The sequence below is a fragment of the Subsaxibacter sp. CAU 1640 genome (assembly GCF_023156585.1).
Taxonomy (GTDB): domain Bacteria; phylum Bacteroidota; class Bacteroidia; order Flavobacteriales; family Flavobacteriaceae; genus JBPOFM01.
This window is the reverse complement of sequence record NZ_JALNMI010000002.1, coordinates 108,861-129,262: the sequence shown is the minus strand read 5'-3', so window position 1 is coordinate 129,262 and position 20,402 is coordinate 108,861. Positions and strand designations below refer to the sequence as shown.

Sequence of the window (20,402 nt, the reverse complement as noted above, 5' to 3'; positions counted from 1 at the left end):
AGATTAATTTAGTTTTTAATACAACGACTAATTAAAACAAACTTATGAAAAAAAATTACTTTTTATTTTTGTTAATTAATTTGAGTTTTTTGGCTATATCGAGTGCCCAAATTACTTTAACACAAACTAATTCAAATGCAATAATTGCAGATAACACAATTGCCTGCCATGCTAATAATGTTCCTGCTGATAATCAATATTTCAGAGCTTTTGATATTGCGGCTCTTGGATACACTCAATTTGATGTAGATCAAGTTAGTTTTGGAGTTCAAATGGCAACCACCATTGCTCCTGGGTTCGCCATAGATATTACAATTTATAGTAATGCTGGCGGAGCTTTTCCCGCAGGAACATTAACTGAAGTATCAACGGTTTCTGTTCCAATTGTGGGAACAGATGCTAATACTATAAAAACCGTTCCAATTAATGCCACTGTAATGGCCCCTGCACAATTAGTGGTAGAAATCAATATACCAGATGAAATAACCCCTTCTCATACAACCCAATTTTTTGTGGGGTCAAATTCAGCCGGTCAGTCAGCCCCAACCTACTTTTCATCTGTTGGCTGCGGAATTCCTGTTTCGACCTTAGCTTCTCTCGGATTTTCAAATGTGCACGTTATACTAAATGTTACAGGGTTTGCACTTTCTATTGATGATTATTCAGTTTCAAATGTATCCATAAGTCCAAATCCTACTTCAGATATAATTAATATAGACTTACACCCTTCGAACACATTACATTCGGTTGAAATTTATTCGTTAACTGGCCAATTAGTTTTTAAAGGGAAAAATGAATTAACATTGAATATAGGTCATTTGAATAGTGGAGTATATATGTTGCAAGTTAAAACAGATAATGGCACCGCATCGAAAAAATTAATTAAGTCATAACTTTAAGTTAAAGCTTTGCATTTGTAGTATATTAAAAGAGCGTTTACGTGGTTGAACGCTCTTTTTTATTAACTTTGTATCCCTTTTATTTTGCAATGGTACAAAGAAAGAAAGTAGCATTTTATACTTTGGGATGTAAACTGAATTTTTCAGAGACATCCACTATTGCTCGTTCGTTTACAGAGGAAGGCTTTGACAGAGTTGAGTTTGGCGAGGAAGCGGATATCTATGTCATAAATACATGTTCGGTAACAGAGAATGCCGATAAACGTTTTAAGAGCATTGTCAAGCAAACACAAAAGGTAAATCCTGATGCATTTGTTGCTGCAGTAGGTTGCTATGCGCAGTTAAAACCACAAGAATTGGCTGATGTAGAGGGTGTCGATCTGGTGCTTGGAGCAACGGAAAAGTTTAAGATTACAGATTATTTGAATGATTTGACCAAAAATGATTTTGGCGAAGTACATTCTTGTGAGATTGAAGAGGCAGATTTCTATGTAGGCAGTTACTCAATTGGTGATAGGACACGTGCATTTCTGAAAGTTCAAGATGGATGCGACTATAAATGTACCTATTGTACGATTCCATTAGCTCGAGGAATTTCGAGAAGTGATACCATGGCAAATGTGCTCAAGAATGCCAAGGAAATAGCCGAACAAAATATCAAAGAAATTGTCCTAACCGGAGTAAATATCGGTGATTATGGTAAAGGAGAATTTGGGAATAAACGTCATGAGCATACATTTTTAGACCTCGTGACAGAATTGGACAAGGTTGAAGGTATTGAAAGACTAAGAATCTCATCTATTGAACCCAATCTTTTAAAAAACGAAACCATTGATTTGGTATCAAAGTCAAGGGCCTTTGTGCCTCATTTTCATATTCCTCTACAGAGCGGGAGCAACGATATTCTAAAAAAGATGAAGCGTCGTTATATGAGGGAATTGTATGAAGACAGAGTTGCAAAAATTAAAGAAACGATGCCTCACGCCTGTATAGGTGTAGATGTAATTGTTGGTTTTCCTGGAGAAACTGATGAGCATTTCTTGGAGACATATAATTTTTTAACGCAATTGGATATTTCTTACCTCCATGTCTTCACTTATTCAGAAAGAGATAATACTGAAGCGGCTACCATGAGTGGTGTGGTGCCTAAAAATATCAGGGCTAAACGTAGCAAAATGTTAAGAGGATTGTCTGCAAAGCTTCGAAGGAAATTTTATGAAAGTCAACTGGGAAGCGAAAGGACAGTATTGTTTGAAGGTGAGAATAAAGAAGGATATATCCATGGTTTCACTGAAAATTATATAAAGGTTAAAGCGCCATGGAACCCGGAACTGGTCAATACATTGCATGAGGTAGAGCTTACCAAAATAGATTCTGATGGTTTGGTTAGGTTTGAATTTATGGAGGTACTTACTAGTTAATCAACTCTACTTTTAGCCTAACTTTTCTCCTTTCGTTTGATTTTCAATATCTTGAATGTGAGATTCGATAGTTTTCTAGCAACTGATACTGATAAATCCGAGATAACAGTTTCCCAAGACATTAAATACATTTATATAAAGCAAAAAATCCGAAGCACAGACTTCGGATTTTTTGTTAGACGTTATAATAAAATCAAATTCGAATTCCCACCGGAAGCATCTTTTTGTATTTTCTATTTCTTCTAATGAATTTTGCAATTTCAGGACTAGTAGGTACGACACTAATGTTTCGTTCTGAAATGTTTTCAAAAACCAATGTCAGAAAATCTGTTTCAAAATCATCAGAATGAATACATTCTGGAATCACTAGCTTTGTTAAGAATATCTTCCTTTCCTGAAGAGAATATTCAATTTTTGCGAGTTCATCGTCAACTTTAAGTTCAAATTGGCGCAAAAAGTCATTGTCAATTAATTCGGCAGCATCGATCATAGTAAATGTTTTATTAGTTCAACGGTTGGAAGGGTAGAAACTATATTTTTATATAGCTTTGTTACAAATTTATGAAAAAAATCGGAAATATTAAAAGCGTGGAGATGTTAAATACCTATGAAGTAAAGGATTAGGACTTTTAATTTAAGCCAACACCAATCTTGAAGATAAGCAATATTATATCAGTAATAATTTGAAAATCAAATGAATAAAGAACTCATCCATGTATATATGATGCCAGGAATGGCAGCCGAACCAACGATTTTCAATAGAATAAATTTACCTGAAAATCAGTTTCAGATTCACTGGTTAGAATGGATGATTCCCGAGGAAAATGAGAGTCTAGAATCTTATGCAAAAAGAATGATAATGAAAATCGAACATGAAAATGTTGTTTTGTTAGGCGTGTCTTTTGGAGGGGTCTTGGTACAAGAGATGAGTAAGCATATAAAAGTGCGTAAACTGATTGTTGTTTCTAGTGTGAAGAGCAAGCATGAATTGCCAAAACGAATGAGAATAGCAAAATTTTTCAAAGCATATAAATTTGCTCCAACGCAATTACTTTCTAACCTAGACGTTCTCAAAAAATATGCGTTCAATGAAGCGATTTCAAAACGGATTGATTTATATAAAACATATTTGGCTGTGAACGATAAACGCTATTTGGATTGGGCATTAAAGCAAATGATTTGTTGGGATCAAGACCAGCCAATTGAAGGTGCAATTTATATTCATGGTGATAAAGATGCTGTCTTCACGCATTCGTGTGGAGGCAATTGTATCGTTATAAAGGGTGGAACCCATATTATGATCATATTTAAGAGTAAGTGGTTTAACGAAAATTTACCAAAACTTATACTGGATAAGTATTAAAACGAAACCAATATTTGTTTACTTTTATAAAAAATAAGATTATGAATACTATAAAAAATGTTTTAGCGGCTATTGGATTGATTTGTTTGTCAGGGCTTTTCATTTTTGCTGTACAGAAAGCACCACAAGACAATACCATTTCATCTGAAGAGAAATTAGTGAACGATTATAATGTCTATGCCATTCCTGTTCCTGAAAATCTGGATTTTGCAGGTGAGGCTGTACCATTGAGTGATCCTGATGTTTATGAGCGAATGGACAGAGAACTGTTGGTAAATACATATTGGCAGTCGAATGGATTGTTGATGTTCAAAAGAGCGCAAAAGTACTTTCCAATCATTGAGCCAATTTTAAAGAAACATGGCATTCCTGATGATTTTAAATATTTGGCAGTCATTGAAAGCGGATTATCAAATGTAGTTTCTCCTGCTGGAGCAAGAGGTATTTGGCAAATAATGCCTGCGACTGCAAGAGAAAATGGTTTGGAGGTGAACGATAATGTAGATGAACGTTATCATTTGGCCAAATCGACTGAAATTGCCTGTAAGTATTTATTAAAATCAAAAGAATCTTTGGGTTCGTGGACTCTTGCGGCTGCAGCTTATAATGCTGGCAATGCGGGTGTTTCTAAGCGGCTTAAGGACCAAAATGTCAAAGATTATTATGATTTACTCTTGGGTGAGGAAACAGGGCGTTATATATTTCGAATCATCGCTTTAAAAGAAATTTTGAAAAATCCGAAAGCGTATGGTTTTAATTTCAATAAGTCCGATCTCTACAATAATATTCCTACCTATGAAGTGAAAGTAGATACTGAAGTAAATGATTTTACGGCCTTTGCAGAGAAACATGGTATAAATTACAAGATATTGAAAATTCATAACCCATGGCTCAGAGAGGATCATTTGAACAATAAAAGTAGAAAACAATACATTATAGAAATTCCAGAAAAAGGCTATTATTCTAAACCTTAATGCTCGACTTTATAACCAATAATATTTGGGTATTGTTGCTGATTATCAACTATGTTTTGGTAATCATAGTAGCTTTTTTCATTTTACTGAAAAACATTAATCCCACCAAAACGATATCTTATATTATCGTTTTGGTGTTTTTTCCTTTTTTTGGCCTAATCGTTTATTACCTCTTTGGACAAGATTATAGAAAAGATAAAATTTTTAACAGAAAGCATGTCTTAAATCAAAGCATTATTTCAAATATCAACGGTGAGCTTCAACCCGAAAAAGATGAGGTTCGAGAGTTGAAAAACGATCTATTGGACGAGCGAATAAAATTGGTGAAGCTCTTGAGCAGCAGTAAAAATTCACCTTTAACCATCAACAATGAATTGCAGATTATTAAGAATGGTGAGAATAAATTTAAATTATTGCTTGAAGATTTAAGAAATGCCAAAGAGCACATACATCTTGAATATTACATTTTGAGGGATGATAAAATAGGTGGTGAACTTATTGATGTCCTTTGCGATAAGGCATCAAGTGGTGTTGCGGTACGATTGAGTATCGATGATGTAGGCAGTAGTGTCAGCCGTAAATCTAAAAAGCGATTGTCACAAAGCGGTGTCCAATGGCATTCATTTATGCCAGTTTTGTTTCCTGGCTTTACAGGAAAAATGAATTACCGAAATCACAGAAAAATAGCAATCGTAGATGGAAAGATTGGGTATTTGGGAGGAATCAATATTTCGGATACATACGTTAACTATGATGAGTCTGATTTATATTGGAGAGATACGCACTTAAGAATAGTGGGAGAAGCTGTGAAATCACTCCAAATTCAATTTTTGATGACCTGGGAATTTGTGTCTGGTTGTAAGCTTAAGATTGAAGAAAAGTATTTTCCTAAAGAAGAGTGTAACAATAAATTAGCAGTACAAATAGCAGCTAGCGGTCCGGACACTGATTGGGCAAATATAATGGATGTAATTTTTACGGCGATAGTCACTGCAGAAAACTATGTGTATATTACAACACCATATTTTATTCCAAACGATCAAATCATTACAGCGATGCAAGTTGCAGGTAGAAGCGGGGTTGATGTAAGATTACTTATCCCTAAAGACTCTGACTCTTGGACTGCAAAACATGCCACAAATTCCTATTTAGAATGCTTGATGGAAGCAAACGTTAAAATTTATAGATATTGTAAAGGTTTTATTCATGCCAAAACTATTGTAATTGATGATAAGTTGTCTACAATAGGAACATCAAACATGGATTATAGAAGTTTTAATATCAATTTTGAAATTAATGCTATGATTTATAACGAAGAAAAATCTATTGAGCTTAAATCACATTTTATAGAAGATTTAAAAGATAGCGAAGAAGTGGATCTAGAGCGTTGGAGAAATAGGTCAAAAGGACAAAAATTTCAAGAATCTTATTGCAGACTTTGGGCGCCGCTATTATAATTTAATTATTTCCTCTAGTTGAGATTATATTTTCCTTTTTGCTAGTTTCATTTTCAAGTAGAAGTTCAGTAATATCATTATAAGTATTCTCGTAAAATTCTTTTTTTGTACTCTTCTTTAAGTTTTTTAAATAAAACTTCCTATCGATATTGGATAATTCTTTATTTTGAGTTATGTAGAATGAGGAAGGGACACCAAATGAATTTTTGATGCTACTTAAAGTGACGTCTAGCTTATTGTCTCTTTCGTTTACATATACAATATTGACATTTTTATTGTAACCCTTCGTGGCCTTTTTAGCCAAGTGTTTTTTATCCCAGTAGAGAACAATAAATTCCAATTTCCCTTTATATTGATTGGCCATTTCATTGATTGCTTTTATTTCCTCTCTATGGGTGACAAAACAACTTTTTTTCGAGATAAGCAAAATAGGAGTTTTGATATCTTCGGTTTTCAAATAACCGCCTGATATCTTCTTAAGCCTTAAATCCGAAATTAAGGTACCCTTAAGGTAGGTTCTGTTTAATGAATCAAAAAGAACATCTACATACTCGATATTATCATTTTCAACCGCTAAATCGCATTGTTTATTAAAGCTCTTAATGTGTTCAAGAATGACGTCATCAAAATAAACCTTTTGTTCTTGAGAAAACATATAAAGGGAGAATCCTAAAAGAAATATGGTAAACACTTTTTTCATGTTTACTTTTTTGATGTGATTATAAGGCTATTGAAAGCTACTAAAGAAATTTTGCCTGAACAAAATTTTTCGCCAAGCAGATAAAAAATGTAAGAAAAAACTCAAAATCAAGTAGTTCGTCGATAATAAACAAAGTATGCTATTGACTAAAATGCAATAGCAAGAACGAAAGTCATTGATTATCTTCTCCTTCCGTGGCGATGACCACCATAATGTTGGTTAGGAATTTGGGCCTTTTTCATACTGTCCTTCATCATTTTTATTTGGTCTGAGAGCATGTTTCTTTTATCAAGTTTTTCTGCCTCTTTAATCAGAATTTTTGCTTCTTGAGGTCTTCTTTTGCTAAATGCAATTCCAGCCAAATTCAATTTTGCCATAGCCATGTCATGATCCATGGACAATCCAAGATTTACAGCGTTTTTAAAGTATTTTTCTGCCTCATTCATATTGGTTTGCGAGACCATAATTCCATGAAGATAGTTATAATAACCTTCTTGTTTTTTTACCAATGCGCTTGAAGGATTTTTAATCATATTCAACCATTTTTTGGCACCTTCAAAATCTTGTTTACGTAACTTCAAAAAAGCGAGAAGTATAAATTCATTCTTAAAATATAGAAATACAAAAATCAAGGAAAATAGAATCCACATAATACCTGCCCCAACAAAACCTTCCGTAAATTGGTAGATAGCATAAGCAATGATAAGAAGAGCAATTATTAATTTAATGTTTTTATTATACATTTATTTCAAAATTTTATAGGTTATGATAGATTTAATGTCGGTAGGAATAGTCATGTTTTGAGCCTGAAACAGCGTGTTGCCAGAGTTCTCACCTGTTACAGTTATTTCTTTAAATAATCCATTACTTGGGTCTACACTAATAGAGGTTTTTTGATTTCCTGACAATGTCATTATGATGTTTTCGTCAATAGATGACATAGTTGTCGACGCAGAGCCATCGATTTTTATTGAATTACCCGAATTTTCAGTTAGCGACCAAATGTTTTTGGCACTCATGTTCCCTACATAACGATTGGTCCATTGGTTTCCAACCGCAACAGGCTCGATTGGGTATATATACGTTATTTGTTCAAAACTGTTTGTAAGTGCAGCACTTCCAAACTGTTTTTCCATTTGTTTTTTAGATTCAGCGATTATTTCAGGCTGGTCCATTCCCGCCGATGCAAACATACTTGCTATCAAATTTTCCCCTCCCGTTACTGATTTTATTTTACCTGTTTTTTCCATAATAATGATAACAGGAACGTTCAATAGCCCTTTGAATAGCATGTTAGCCACGTCACTTGAGTCTGCAGAATCTGAATCTGAATTAGACAATTCACCTAGAGAAGGCGAACTCATTAACATCTTCAAACGTTTGAATGTCATTTCCATCGTATATGTATCTTCTTCAGAATCGATGACTTTAAAATGCATAATTCCCAAAAGATCATTTTCAATGATCTGGTCTATACCATTTAAGTCTTGGGTTATTACCTGCCTGGCTTCTTGTTGAACGGTAAAATTGTCTCCAACAGATAGTTTGTATTCAAGTTTTGTTTGCGCCAACGAAATAGTACTTATTAGAAGCAGAAAGCATAGAAAGCGAGATTTCATTTTTTATGGAATTATTCGTTTAACGAACTGCAAAGAAACTAATTTTTTTAAAGAGTTTTGTACAATTTTGAATATTTCAGGACACCGTATAAACAGAAAAAGTAATGAATTTTTGCAGTGTTGCTGTCAAAAAAAAAATTAGTACAAATATTTTTAAATTTAGGTTTGTCAAAGTAAAAAGTCTTTGTATATTTGCCCGCAGTTTTGGAGATACCACCAAAACTCTATTTTTGAGATAAAAAATCCGATTTTAAAGATATAAGACAATGAGCAAAAGAACGTTTCAACCATCAAAAAGAAAGAGAAGAAACAAACACGGTTTTAGAGAAAGAATGGCGTCTGCCAATGGTAGAAAAGTCCTTGCACGTAGAAGAGCAAAAGGAAGAAAGAAGCTGTCAGTATCTTCTGAATCAAGACATAAAAAATAATGATTAACAATTGTTGATATTTAAAAGGTGTTACTTCGGTGTAGCGCCTTTTTTTGTATCCTTTCGAAACCTATTTTTGTAATTTATAAAAAAACATTCACTTCAAATGCCAAAGCATAAAGATATCAATTCTGTACTCATAATAGGATCGGGACCTATTATCATTGGTCAAGCCTGTGAATTTGATTATTCTGGAACTCAAGCGCTGCGTTCACTTCGTGAAGATGGAATCGAAACCATTCTCATCAATTCCAATCCGGCAACTATTATGACCGACCCAACAATGGCAGACCATGTCTATTTATTGCCATTGACGACCAAGTCAATCATAAAAATTCTAAAAGAACATCCGCAAATTGATGCCGTGTTGCCTACAATGGGAGGTCAGACAGCATTGAACCTGGCAATTCAAGCAGATGAAAAAGGTATCTGGAAAGATTTTGGAGTAAAATTAATTGGGGTTGACATTGATGCCATAAATATTACTGAAGATAGAGAAAAGTTCAGGGAATTGATGCTTAAAATTGGTGTGGGAATGGCGCCCCAAGCTACAGCAAACTCATATCTAAAGGGCAAAGAGATTGCTCAAGATTTTGGTTTCCCGCTCGTGATCAGGGCATCCTACACACTAGGAGGAGAAGGAGCTTCTTTTGTGCACAATAAAGAAGATTTCGATGAATTGTTGACGCGAGGTCTTGAAGTGTCTCCAATTCACGAAGTAATGATTGACAAAGCTCTGATTGGATGGAAAGAATATGAACTGGAGTTGTTGAGAGATAGAAATGACAATGTTGTCATCATCTGTACAATAGAAAATATGGATCCAATGGGAATTCATACAGGTGATTCGATAACAATTGCTCCAGCCATGACTTTGTCGGACACCACATTTCAGCGTATGCGGGATATGGCTATACACATGATGCGAAGTATTGGAGATTTCGCAGGCGGTTGTAACGTTCAGTTTGCCGTGAGTCCAGATGAAAAAGAAGAAATCATTGCTATTGAAATCAATCCGCGTGTGTCGCGTTCTTCTGCCTTGGCGAGTAAAGCCACAGGTTATCCTATTGCAAAGATTGCTGCAAAATTGGCAATTGGTTACACCTTGGATGAGTTGAGTAACCAAATCACAAAATCGACATCGGCATTATTTGAACCTACATTAGATTATGTTGTGGTAAAAATTCCACGTTGGAACTTCGATAAATTTGAAGGATCGGATAGAACGCTTGGTCTTCAAATGAAAGCAGTAGGTGAGGTGATGGCAATAGGGCGTTCTTTCCAGGAAGCGCTACATAAAGCCACACAATCTCTGGAAATAAAGCGAAATGGTCTTGGAGCCGATGGCAAAGGTTATAAAGATTACGATCAGATTATTGAAAAATTGACATATGCCAGTTGGGATCGGGTTTTTGTAATTTATGATGCCATCCAAATGGGAATTCCTTTGAGTCGCATCCACGAAATTACGAAAATTGATATGTGGTTTTTGAAGCAATATGAAGAGCTTCACAACCTTGAAAGAGAAATTTCAACTTATAAAATTGATACTATTGATCGCGATTTATTGCTTGAAGCCAAACAGAAAGGTTACGGAGATAGGCAGATAGCTCACATGTTGGGTTGTTTGGAAAGCCAAGTTTATAAAAAGCGTGATGAATTCAATATCAAGCGTGTTTACAAGCTGGTTGATACCTGTGCTGCCGAATTCAAGGCACAAACACCTTATTACTATTCAACCTTTGAAAACGAAGTAGAAACACCAGATGGCGTATTGGAACCAGCAAATGAAAGTGTGGTTTCTAACAAAAAGAAAATTATCGTTTTGGGTTCTGGGCCGAATAGAATTGGACAAGGTATTGAGTTCGATTATTGTTGTGTGCACGGTGTTTTGGCCGCTTCAGAATGTGGTTATGAAACCATAATGATCAACTGTAACCCAGAAACTGTGTCAACCGATTTTGATATTGCCGACAAGCTTTATTTTGAACCTGTATTTTGGGAACATATCTACGATATCATTCAACACGAAAAACCTGAAGGTGTTATAGTGCAATTGGGAGGTCAAACGGCTTTGAAATTGGCAGAGAAGTTAGATCGCTACGGCATTAAAATCATTGGAACTACATTTGAATCATTGGATTTGGCTGAAGACAGAGGAAGTTTTTCTAAATTGTTGAAAGACAATAACATTCCTTATCCAGAATTTGATGTGGCAACCAATGCTGATGAAGCGCTCGCAGTGGCCGATAAGTTGGATTTTCCTATATTGGTAAGACCTTCCTATGTGTTGGGTGGTCAGGGTATGAAGATTGTCATCAACAAAAAGGAATTGGAAGAGCACGTAGTTGATTTACTTCGTGGGTTGCCGAACAACAAACTACTTTTGGACCATTATCTCGATGGTGCCATCGAAGCAGAAGCTGATGCCATTTGTGATGGAGAAAATGTCTACATCATAGGCATTATGGAGCATATTGAACCTTGTGGAATCCACTCTGGAGATAGTAATGCCACATTGCCACCATTCAATTTGGGTGAGTTTGTCTTGCAGCAGATAAAAGATCATACTAAAAAAATTGCTTTGGCTTTGAAAACGGTAGGATTGATAAATATTCAATTTGCCATAAAAGATGATAAAGTTTACATTATTGAGGCCAATCCAAGAGCGTCACGTACAGTTCCGTTTATTGCGAAAGCTTACGGGGAACCTTATGTGAATTACGCTACCAAAGTGATGCTTGGTGAAAAGAAAGTGACTGATTTTGATTTCAAACCTCATTTGGATGGTTTTGCAATCAAACAACCAGTGTTTTCATTCAATAAGTTCCCGAACGTGAACAAAAAACTTGGTCCAGAAATGAAAAGTACTGGAGAAAGTATCTTGTTCATTGACAGTTTAAAAGATGATGAATTTTATAATTTGTATTCTCGACGTAAGATGTATTTAAGCAAATAAGTACATCTTTTCGTTGAAATACATTTGCAATCTGCTAAAAATTATTACATTAGCTTAAAATTTAAGAGTGAAGATAAAACTACTCATAGCATCTTTTTTGGTTTTTTCTATGACAATGATGTCTCAAGAGATTGATAAACAGTCTGATGAATTCAAGATTGTTCAAAATCCTTCGAGTACAAAGTTGGAATTGACCTTACCTAATACCGAAGTGAAACTGGAGGTTTTTGATGTGTTGGGCAAAAAGATTTTGACCAAGCAGTTGAGCGGTTTGACTTCAACAATCGATGTGTCGAAATGGAACAATGGTGTTTATTTGGTAAGAATCACTTCTGAAGCAGGAACACAAACCAAACGATTTGTAAAACAATAATTCATTAAGAATTCAAAATATTAGAGCCTATCGTTGATAGGCTTTTTTTATACAATTGAATTGAAAATGATTCCGACCACGATCGCAATGCCAAAGCTGATTAAGGTTCCTATCAGAATATATTCGGTCAATTTACGATGCTTCGATTCTTTCAAATCTCCAAATCGGAATACAGATTTTGCAGTAATCAAAAAACCGACAGCTTCCCAATGGTCGAGAATTATAAAGGTAAATACTAACAGTCGCTCTAAAATTCCGATATATTTTCCTGCATCTTCCAGTGATTCATTGCCTTCAGTCAATTTTGAAATATCCCATTTCAAGAAAATGGTTTTCATAATAATCGAAACCGGAATTGTCAAGAATAAAAGACAGACGATTAACAATAGACTTTGTTCAGTGATGTAATTCTCAATATCAAAATTTGCATCAAAATAGATGAAATATATAATTGCAATCAGTGCAACGTGCAGCGCTTGATCAATAAAGAACCATAGTCTTTTTGTTTTTTTCTTCTGAAATGACAGTTTAATGCCGTCAATTATAAAATGAGAAACTCCAATTACAAGAATGATTGGCCATAATCTTAAATTCCAAAGCAATACAAACATTAAAAGTATATGGATCAGAACGTGAAGGTATAGTTTTGGCGATTTTAGTTTCTTCTTCTCTTTTTCTTCTACCCATTGTTGTGGCTGAAGAAAGAAATCTCCAATGATGTGTGCTAACAATAACTTTAAGAATATCATCCTTTTAAAGTGTTTATTTTTTCTCTGTACAAAGCGTCCAACTCCAGTATTGCATCCAAATGAGCTCTTTTTTGACGTCCACTTATGGCATTTTGGTTGATACCTATAATTTTGCCAAGTTCTTCTTGTAAAGCCGTTGGTCGTTCAAGTGTCAATTTAACGATTTCTGCCGAATTTGTAGTCCAATGGTCCATTACAATCAAAGCCAATTTAAAATATAAGTTAAGCTCTTTATCGAGATGACTATTAGTTGTTTTAATTTTCAGATTGACCTTTTCTTTCTTTAATGTTTCCAAAGTGTCACCCGAAAATTGGAATGCTTCACCATTGGATTCTGTGATTTTTTGTCCTTCGAAATTTTTGGTGCCAATGCCTATCGCCAATCTCACATCTAAATCTTTGATACATTTTACGCAGGCTTTGATATATAGAGCAACTTGGAAGCTTTCAGTGATGTTAGGAACCTCGATTTGAAAACTGTCACCTCTAAAAATTTCCCAATTCGATTCATCGCTATCTATGGTTGTCAGCGCTTTTTTCAATGTTGATAACCAAAGTCCAGGTTTTTTTAGAGTCCTGGATTTAATGATATCTCCTGTGATAATACTTGTCATATCTTAATTTTTAATGATAAGATTAATTATCATTTATTTTAATGATATTCAAATATATCACATTTTTATGAGATAATTTAAAATATCACACAAAAATATGATATTATCTGTCCGGTAATTCAATCTTGACTTTATGTTTTTCGAGATAATGAAGGTAGTCCATATGCGAGAAATCTTCATTTTCAAATTCCATTTGCCTCGATTGTTTCGTCTCAATTCTCTTTAAAGCCTTTAGAAAACGCTTCACTTCCTGTTTATCATTCAATATCAAACCAGGAACTTCCACAGAATTGCCTTCATCGTTCTTGGCAACCATCGTAAAATAAGACGAATTGCAATGTTTCACTTTTCCTGTTCGTATATTTTCTGCAACTACACGAATGCCCACAACCATAGACGTATTGCCAACATAATTGATGGATGCTTTCATTGTAACCAATTCGCCTATCTCAATAGGTTTCAAAAAATCAACCGTATCTACAGAAGCTGTTACGCAATAAGTTTCGGAATGTTTTGAAGCGCAGGCAAAGGCAATTTGGTCCATCAAATTGAGGATATAACCTCCGTGAATTTTTCCGTTAAAATTGGAATGCGACGGTTGCATCAATTCAGAAATTGAAATACGAGATTCATCAACCGTTTTAAAATGACTCATAATTTAATCTTCTATAGCGTCGTTGGCGCGTTTTAACAATTTTTCATTTTGTTCCTTGCTTGCTTTCGCCCCAAGAGCACGTAAATTTTCAACACGCTTTATAAGGTTGCCTTTACCTGTGAGCTTGACCATAGCGCTTTCATACGATTTTTGAACCGTTCCTATCTGGTTTCCAACCTTTATCAATTCTTCTGTAAGATTTACAAAGGAATCGTACAATCTTCCTGCTTGCGTGGCAATTTCAATCGCATTTTCCTTTTGCTTTTCGTTTTGCCACATACTATCGATGGTTTTCAAAACGGCCAGAAGTGTGGTCGGTGTGACGATGATAATATTTTTGTCAAACGCATCAGAATAAAGAGCTGGATATTCCATAGACGCAATGGCAAAAGCCGATTCAATCGGGATGAACAAAAGCACAAAATCTGGACTTTCCATTTCATACAACTGATGATAATTCTTTTCGCCCAACTCGCTCACACGCTTTCTGATGGATACCAAATGATTTTTCAAATGAGAACTGCGCATTGATTCATCAGTTTCATTGATATAACGTTCATAGGCAACTAAAGACACCTTTGAATCAATAATCATCTTTTTATCTCCAGGCAAGGAAATGATGACGTCTGGCATCACACGTCGACCTTCATCGGTTGTGAAACTTTGTTGAATAAAATATTCGCTGTCTTTTTGGAGTCCACTACGTTCGAGAACGCGTTCCAAGACCAACTCGCCCCAATTTCCTTGCATTTTGGTGTCACCCTTCAAGGCTTTGGTGAGGTTTGTGGTTTCTTTACTCATTTGCTCATTGAGTTCCTTCAAACCTAAAATCTGGCGTCGCAAATCCGCAGTACGAGTGATATCTTCCTTATTGGTCTCCTCAACGCGTTTTTCAAAATTTTGAATTTTATCCTGAAGTGGTTTTAATATGGCATCGATATTTTCTTTGTTTTGAACTGTAAATTTGTTCGATTTTTCGTCCAAAATTTTATTGGCAAGATTTTCAAATTCTTTGGTGAATTTTTCCTGTAGCTTTTCGACTTCAGCCTTTTGTTCTAGATGTTTTTCAGAAAGATTCTCAAAATCAGCCTGTTTGCGTGTCAGTTCAGAATTCAAAAATTCCTTTTCACGTCGAATGTCTTCACGTTCACTTTCGATTTTTTCAAGCGTTTCTTTAAGAGCAGTATGTTGTTCATTGAAACTTTGCTGCGCTTTTAAAAGGTCAATTTCTGATTGCTGCTTTGCATCAGAGAGTTGCTGCACTAAATTGGAATTACGTTCTTCCAAAGTACTTCTATCACTCTTACTTTTTAATTTTGAAATGGTTAAGCCAATGTAAGTGCCAATTCCTCCTGAAATAAGAATGGCTATAATGAGAATGATGTTGTCGTTCATTTAAATAAGTTCTTTCTCAAAGATACATTACTTCAATGCTTTTGCAAAGCGAAAATAATCTTACTTATTAACGCGAAAACTTCCGGTTTCTTCATCAAAAACTATTAAGTCTTGAGGAAATAAATTATTGAAAACGCCTTCTGAAATCAATTTACAAGGCTGATTTGAAATCACTTGATTTTTGGTCATTACAATCATCATATCGCAAAGTTGAATGGCCAAATCGATTTCGTGAGAAGAAAATAGAATGGTTTTTTTTGTTTCTTTTGTAAGCTTTTGAAGAAGTTTTAAGATGTAAGCTTTATGGTACATATCGAGATGGGTTGTGGGTTCGTCTAAAACTATCAAATCGGTATCTTGGGCCAAGGCTAGTGCTATCATAACTTTTTGAAGTTGGCCATCACTTAATTCGAAACATTTTTTGCTTTTTAGGTCATCGATATTAGTCAATAAAATCGCCTGATTGATGATTCTGATATCTTCTTCGGTTAAGTTTCCAACCCAATTGGTGTAAGGTTGTCTGCCAAGAGCAATCAACTCAAAGACCGACAGATTTTTAGAAGCAATAGGTTCGGTCAATACTAAACTCATTTGTTTTGCCAGTTCCACAGGCTGGTAGTACTCTACGGACTTTGAATTTAGATAAACCACACCTTCCAATGGCTTTTGAACATTTGTAAGTGTTCTCAAAAGAGTCGATTTTCCAATACCGTTCGCACCAACCAACCCAATGAGTTTTCCTTTTTGAAGTTCCAAATTAATATTTGAGGCAATCACTTTTTTTTCCTTTTTCAATGTATAGCCAATCGAAAGGTTTTCGGTTTTTAAAACGATATGTTCATTTTTTGTAGTCACTAATTCACGAATCTTTTATATAGATTTAAAGTTCCAAATTCCAAATTCCAAATTCAAAGTTCAAGATAAAAGTTCAAAATTTGTAAATTATCAGTCTTGATTCTTGGTTCTAACATCTTAATCTAATTAAAAAATCATCCGTCGTTTTCTCACCAGTAACCAAACCACAACTGGAGCTCCAACCAGAGAATTTATGGCATTGATTGGCAAGGTGTAATCGCTATTTGGAAGTTGTGCAATGCTGTCACAAATGAGCATCAAAATGGCACCAAACAAAAATACGGCTGGCAATAAAATTTTATGATTGGATGTATGAAATAACTGTCGTGTTAAATGCGGAATTGCCAAACCGATAAAAGCAATCGGTCCTGCGAAGGCTGTCACAGTTCCTGCCAATAAACTTGTGGCTATGATGATGATGAATCTACTTTGTTTTAAATTAAGACCCAGACTTTTGGCATAATTTTCACCCAATAATAAGGTATTCAGCCCTTTGATTGAAAGGATGCTCAACACCAATCCAATGCTATAAACGAGAAAGAAAATGAACAATTCAGTCCAAGATAAATTTCCTAAACTTCCGAATCCCCAAAAAATGTATTGCTGCAGTTTTTCCGCAGAACTAAAATAGGAGAGGACGCTTATAATGGCTGCAGTAATGCTTCCAAACATCAAACCAATGATGAGGATTGCCATCGTATCTCTTACTTTTGACGATACTGCCAACACTGCCAAGAGTACCAAAAAACTACCCAAGCTCGCAGCAATGACAACGCTCCATTTTGACACTAAAATCGTAGTAAAAATGCCTCCCAAAAACCCAGAACCAAGAATTATCAAGGCGACTCCCAGACTTGCCCCAGAACTGATACCTAAAACGAAAGGTCCAGCCAACGGATTTCGAAAAAGCGTTTGCATCAACAAACCCGAAATACCAAGGCCTGAACCAACCAAAATTGCTGTAAAAGCTTTCGGCAATCGGTAATTCTGTATGATGTATTGCCAGGATTCATTTTCAATTGACCCAAATAAACTTTTAAATGTTTCTGAAATAGGTATAGAAACGGAACCCAGACTAATGTTCAAAAAGAAAAATAACACCAAAAGAATTGTGAGGATTATAAAGGACGAACGATATGTTTTCGTTTGCTCCAACTATTCCAAGTTCTTAAAAAAGTGAGGCTCGTAATCCGTCAATAATTCTGGATGACAGATTTTTACCAAATCCTTCAGCACCAAATCTGGTCTTGCAGTTCCCAGCTCGTAATAGGTGACACCACCAGTGGCTCCTTTTGTATTGACAAAAGAGTATATGTTTTTGTTCTTGAAAGCATCAAAACGCGTGTAATGCTCGTTTGCTTTTTCAAGAGCTTCCAGCGAATTGTAATAAGAGGGGCTAATCCATATTTCTGCGTTTTTAGCCTTTTCAAAAACAGCTTCAAAACTCAATGCTAAACTTCCTTCACTTTTAACATCTTGCCATAAGTAATCGACATTAGCATCTTTTAAAAGTTGTGCTTCAGGGCTGCTGCCACTTGGTAAATACCAGACATCTTTGTGCAATGCACCACTTAAAACAGTTGGCTTTTTCTGTACATCGGAAGCAATTTTTTTGGCTTCTACATAATCTTTTTCTATTTGATTGAAAATTGAATCTGCTTCTTTTTCCTTGTCGTAAAGTGCACCGAAAAATTTAACCCATTCTGCTTTTGCCAAAGGTGACGTTTCAACCCAATCGCCATTATAGATTACCGGAATGCCTGATTTTTTGATGGTTTCAAAAGTTTTGTTGTTGCCATCAATCCCAAAACCAACTACAACATCTGGTCGCAGTTCAAGTAAAACTTCTGTGTTGATGCCTTCGTTTTTGCCCAATTCCCTAACTAAATTGTTATCTATTCGCTTCCTCACATCTTCTGAAGAAATATAATCCGTTCCAGGAAAACCGATCAAGCTTTTGGTTTCACCAAGCAGTTCCAACGCTGGAATATGTGTTGTGGAAGTGACCACTATTTTTTCGATTGGGACACTTAAAATTCCGTCAAACTCATCTGAATTTAATGTAATGACTGATAACTTTTCTTGTTTTACCAATGCATAACGATAGGTTTTTTCAGACTTCGGCCACGGATTTTTTATTTCGAGAACCGAATAATCTTGGAAGTTTATTATCGAGAAACCCTTGGCATAGGAAATAGCATTTTCTTCTGATTCAAAAGAAGGTAATTTTACTTCTTTATCTTCTTTACAACTGAAAGCGGCAAGAAACAGAAATATGAATGTGAATTTTTTCAAGATGAATCTTTTTTAATATTCAAAAATAAGACAATCCAAAGATAGACAAGATGATTCTACTTGTGAAACCTTAATAGTCATAAAAAATGCCACTCATTGAGTGGCATTTTAATTTAAAACTTAATTTTTAAATAGAATTTCTGGATCAATGTACATCTCGTTTTCCAAAGGTTGTAAATCTAATTTCCCTTTGATTTCGTTTAAACTTGGACCAATCTGTAAGCCAACTCTGCCATTCCCGGAAATATGTTGAATGGCGCGAGCCAATAGTGGTTCATTTACATCTCCTAATACTCCAAAGTTTCTTGGGCTTTCAATAACTTCAAATGTAGTTTCAGGCTCAATCCCTGTTGGTGGTACTTGACCATCATTTGCATTAACAGATATGGCTACTAATGGTTGCAACGCATAGGTATGATTTGGGTTGACATTGTCTCGTGACAAATCTGGAGAATCATAAACAGTAATCGATGCCTGTGATTTTCCAACAGTTGTACCACCTATTTGAATGACTTGTATATATTCTTTTAAACTATTTATAATCATTTCACTTGCAGAAGCTGTCTTGTCAGTTGTTAGTACATATACTCTGTTCAGATTCAAGCTGTTGATTGCGGCTCCACCAGATCCTAAAGTGCTACTGAAATTATATGTGTCGTTGTTTGATTGTAAATTTTCATTGTAAATGAGCTTTGAAAACACATCGCCATTAAATTGTCCAGTAATCATACTTCCCAAAAACGCCGCAACGTCAACTCTTCCACCTCCATTATATCGTAAGTCTAATACTACATCCTGAACATTATTTGATTGGAATGTTGCAAAAGCTTGATTGAGTTGGTTCACAAAATTAGCGTTGAAGGCATTGTACATTAGATAGCCCACATTTACACCATCCACGGGAATGATAGACGCTAAATGTACAGGATTTTCAGTGTACGGTTGTTTCGTCAATGTTATCGATTCACCATTTGGAGTGATGGTGTCATCAGAGGTTTCAGGTGTGCCGTTATCATCATAATCAGCAAACTCTAAAGTATAAGTGTCTTGACCCAGTAACGAATTTAAATTACTTGCAGTCAATGGTGTTCCGTTTACAGAAGTAAAAACTTGGCCTCTTTCCAGATTCAATCCACTGGCAACGCTATTGTTAAGGACCAACCTTATAATTCCAAAGGCTTCAGTACTACTTCCAGGGATGTAATAGAAATTATATTCCAAACCATTGCTTTTAAAAACACCATTTAAAGCTTGCTCTAAAGCGATATAATCATTCACAATGATGCTAAATCTATCGACGGTTTCTCTTTCGTAAATAAGGCTTTCAAATAGCTCTTCAGGTCCTGAAAAACCATTCAAATAGGCATTATATTCTTCGTTCGAAGAAAAGCGATTATCGGCCAAATCAGGTATTTCGCTTTTATATAAGTACACTGCATTCATCGCCTTCCAAACAAAATCGGAGATATCGCTAGAAGCGATCGCGTTATCATCTTGGTCCTCAAAACAGCTTGTCATTAAGCCAAACGCAAAAACTGAAATTAAGGTGATCTTTAAAATTTTCATAGTCATAATTTTCTTATTCATAGCTATCGATAAGTCTATTAAACCCTAAATTTACTTACATTATTGTGATATAAAAATTT

The 20,402-nt window shown here is 35.2% G+C and carries 20 protein-coding genes; 8 read left to right on the top strand and 12 right to left on the bottom strand.

Features of this window, described 5'->3' with window-relative positions; genetic code table 11:
- Positions 1-44: 44 nt before the first annotated feature.
- Complete coding sequence (locus M0G43_RS05135; protein ID WP_248024076.1) at positions 45-893, top strand: T9SS type A sorting domain-containing protein; 849 nt, start codon at positions 45-47, stop codon at positions 891-893.
- 95 nt (positions 894-988) lie between these two features.
- Positions 989-2,320 (top strand): tRNA (N(6)-L-threonylcarbamoyladenosine(37)-C(2))-methylthiotransferase MtaB, encoded by a 1,332-nt coding sequence (mtaB, locus tag M0G43_RS05130; protein WP_248024073.1) that lies wholly within the window; start codon positions 989-991, stop codon positions 2,318-2,320.
- A gap of 193 nt (positions 2,321-2,513) precedes the next feature.
- Here mtaB and M0G43_RS05125 read toward each other — a convergent pair whose 3' ends face one another.
- Positions 2,514-2,810, bottom strand: a complete 297-nt coding sequence (locus tag M0G43_RS05125; RefSeq protein ID WP_248024071.1) for an N-acetyltransferase — start codon at positions 2,808-2,810, stop codon at positions 2,514-2,516.
- 204 nt (positions 2,811-3,014) lie between these two features.
- Here M0G43_RS05125 and M0G43_RS05120 point away from each other — a divergent pair, with 204 nt between their 5' ends.
- From M0G43_RS05120 to cls, 3 genes are read left to right on the top strand one after another with little or no spacing between them, the layout of a single operon-like run.
- Complete coding sequence (locus M0G43_RS05120) at positions 3,015-3,683, top strand: alpha/beta fold hydrolase (protein ID WP_248024069.1); 669 nt, start codon at positions 3,015-3,017, stop codon at positions 3,681-3,683.
- A gap of 41 nt (positions 3,684-3,724) precedes the next feature.
- Positions 3,725-4,657 carry a lytic transglycosylase domain-containing protein gene (locus tag M0G43_RS05115; RefSeq protein WP_248024068.1) on the top strand — a complete coding sequence of 311 codons (933 nt, stop codon included), beginning with the start codon at positions 3,725-3,727 and terminating at the stop codon, positions 4,655-4,657.
- A complete protein-coding gene (gene cls, locus M0G43_RS05110; protein WP_248024066.1) occupies positions 4,657-6,114 on the top strand; it encodes a cardiolipin synthase in 1,458 nt (485 codons plus the stop codon). Before M0G43_RS05115 ends, cls begins: the two co-directional genes overlap by 1 nt.
- 1 nt (position 6,115) lies before the next feature.
- Here the strand turns inward: cls and M0G43_RS05105 are convergent, their stop codons facing one another.
- From M0G43_RS05105 to M0G43_RS05095, 3 genes are all read right to left on the bottom strand, one after another.
- Positions 6,116-6,814, bottom strand: a complete 699-nt coding sequence (locus M0G43_RS05105) for a hypothetical protein (protein WP_248024063.1) — start codon at positions 6,812-6,814, stop codon at positions 6,116-6,118.
- Positions 6,815-6,993: 179 nt separating this feature from the next.
- The gene (locus M0G43_RS05100) at positions 6,994-7,557 is read right to left on the bottom strand and encodes a DUF2892 domain-containing protein (protein WP_248024062.1); all 564 of its coding nucleotides are present in this window, start codon (positions 7,555-7,557) and stop codon (positions 6,994-6,996) included.
- On the bottom strand, positions 7,558-8,433 hold the full coding sequence (locus M0G43_RS05095; protein ID WP_248024060.1) for a DUF6263 family protein: 876 nt from the start codon (positions 8,431-8,433) through the stop codon (positions 7,558-7,560).
- 266 nt (positions 8,434-8,699) lie between these two features.
- Between M0G43_RS05095 and rpmH the strand changes: the two genes are divergently transcribed.
- From rpmH to M0G43_RS05080, 3 genes are all read left to right on the top strand, one after another.
- Positions 8,700-8,861, top strand: coding sequence for a 50S ribosomal protein L34 (rpmH, locus tag M0G43_RS05090; RefSeq protein WP_038527912.1), 162 nt, complete (start codon positions 8,700-8,702; stop codon positions 8,859-8,861).
- A 106-nt stretch (positions 8,862-8,967) separates the two neighbouring features.
- Positions 8,968-11,820 (top strand): carbamoyl-phosphate synthase large subunit, encoded by a 2,853-nt coding sequence (gene carB / locus M0G43_RS05085; RefSeq protein WP_248024058.1) that lies wholly within the window; start codon positions 8,968-8,970, stop codon positions 11,818-11,820.
- A 67-nt stretch (positions 11,821-11,887) separates the two neighbouring features.
- Positions 11,888-12,193, top strand: coding sequence for a T9SS type A sorting domain-containing protein (locus tag M0G43_RS05080; protein WP_248024055.1), 306 nt, complete (start codon positions 11,888-11,890; stop codon positions 12,191-12,193).
- 47 nt (positions 12,194-12,240) lie between these two features.
- Here the strand turns inward: M0G43_RS05080 and M0G43_RS05075 are convergent, their stop codons facing one another.
- The 8 genes from M0G43_RS05075 to M0G43_RS05040 form a co-directional block, all read right to left on the bottom strand.
- Entirely contained in the window at positions 12,241-12,942 is a 702-nt protein-coding gene (locus tag M0G43_RS05075; RefSeq protein WP_248024052.1) for a DUF3307 domain-containing protein, read from the bottom strand.
- Complete coding sequence (locus tag M0G43_RS05070; protein WP_248024050.1) at positions 12,939-13,556, bottom strand: transcriptional regulator; 618 nt, start codon at positions 13,554-13,556, stop codon at positions 12,939-12,941. The genes M0G43_RS05075 and M0G43_RS05070 overlap by 4 nt, the downstream gene beginning before the upstream one ends.
- A gap of 103 nt (positions 13,557-13,659) precedes the next feature.
- Positions 13,660-14,211: an acyl-CoA thioesterase gene (locus M0G43_RS05065; RefSeq protein ID WP_248024047.1), complete on the bottom strand. Its 552-nt coding sequence runs from the start codon at positions 14,209-14,211 to the stop codon at positions 13,660-13,662.
- A gap of 3 nt (positions 14,212-14,214) precedes the next feature.
- Positions 14,215-15,606, bottom strand: a complete 1,392-nt coding sequence (gene rmuC / locus M0G43_RS05060) for a DNA recombination protein RmuC (RefSeq protein WP_248024045.1) — start codon at positions 15,604-15,606, stop codon at positions 14,215-14,217.
- 60 nt (positions 15,607-15,666) lie between these two features.
- Positions 15,667-16,461 carry an ABC transporter ATP-binding protein gene (locus M0G43_RS05055; RefSeq protein WP_248024044.1) on the bottom strand — a complete coding sequence of 265 codons (795 nt, stop codon included), beginning with the start codon at positions 16,459-16,461 and terminating at the stop codon, positions 15,667-15,669.
- A 126-nt stretch (positions 16,462-16,587) separates the two neighbouring features.
- Positions 16,588-17,616, bottom strand: a complete 1,029-nt coding sequence (locus M0G43_RS05050; RefSeq protein WP_248024043.1) for a FecCD family ABC transporter permease — start codon at positions 17,614-17,616, stop codon at positions 16,588-16,590.
- Complete coding sequence (locus M0G43_RS05045; RefSeq protein WP_248024041.1) at positions 17,617-18,756, bottom strand: ABC transporter substrate-binding protein; 1,140 nt, start codon at positions 18,754-18,756, stop codon at positions 17,617-17,619.
- Between the two features lie 120 nt (positions 18,757-18,876).
- Complete coding sequence (locus M0G43_RS05040) at positions 18,877-20,322, bottom strand: S41 family peptidase (RefSeq protein WP_248024039.1); 1,446 nt, start codon at positions 20,320-20,322, stop codon at positions 18,877-18,879.
- Between the last annotated feature and the right edge of the window lie 80 nt (positions 20,323-20,402).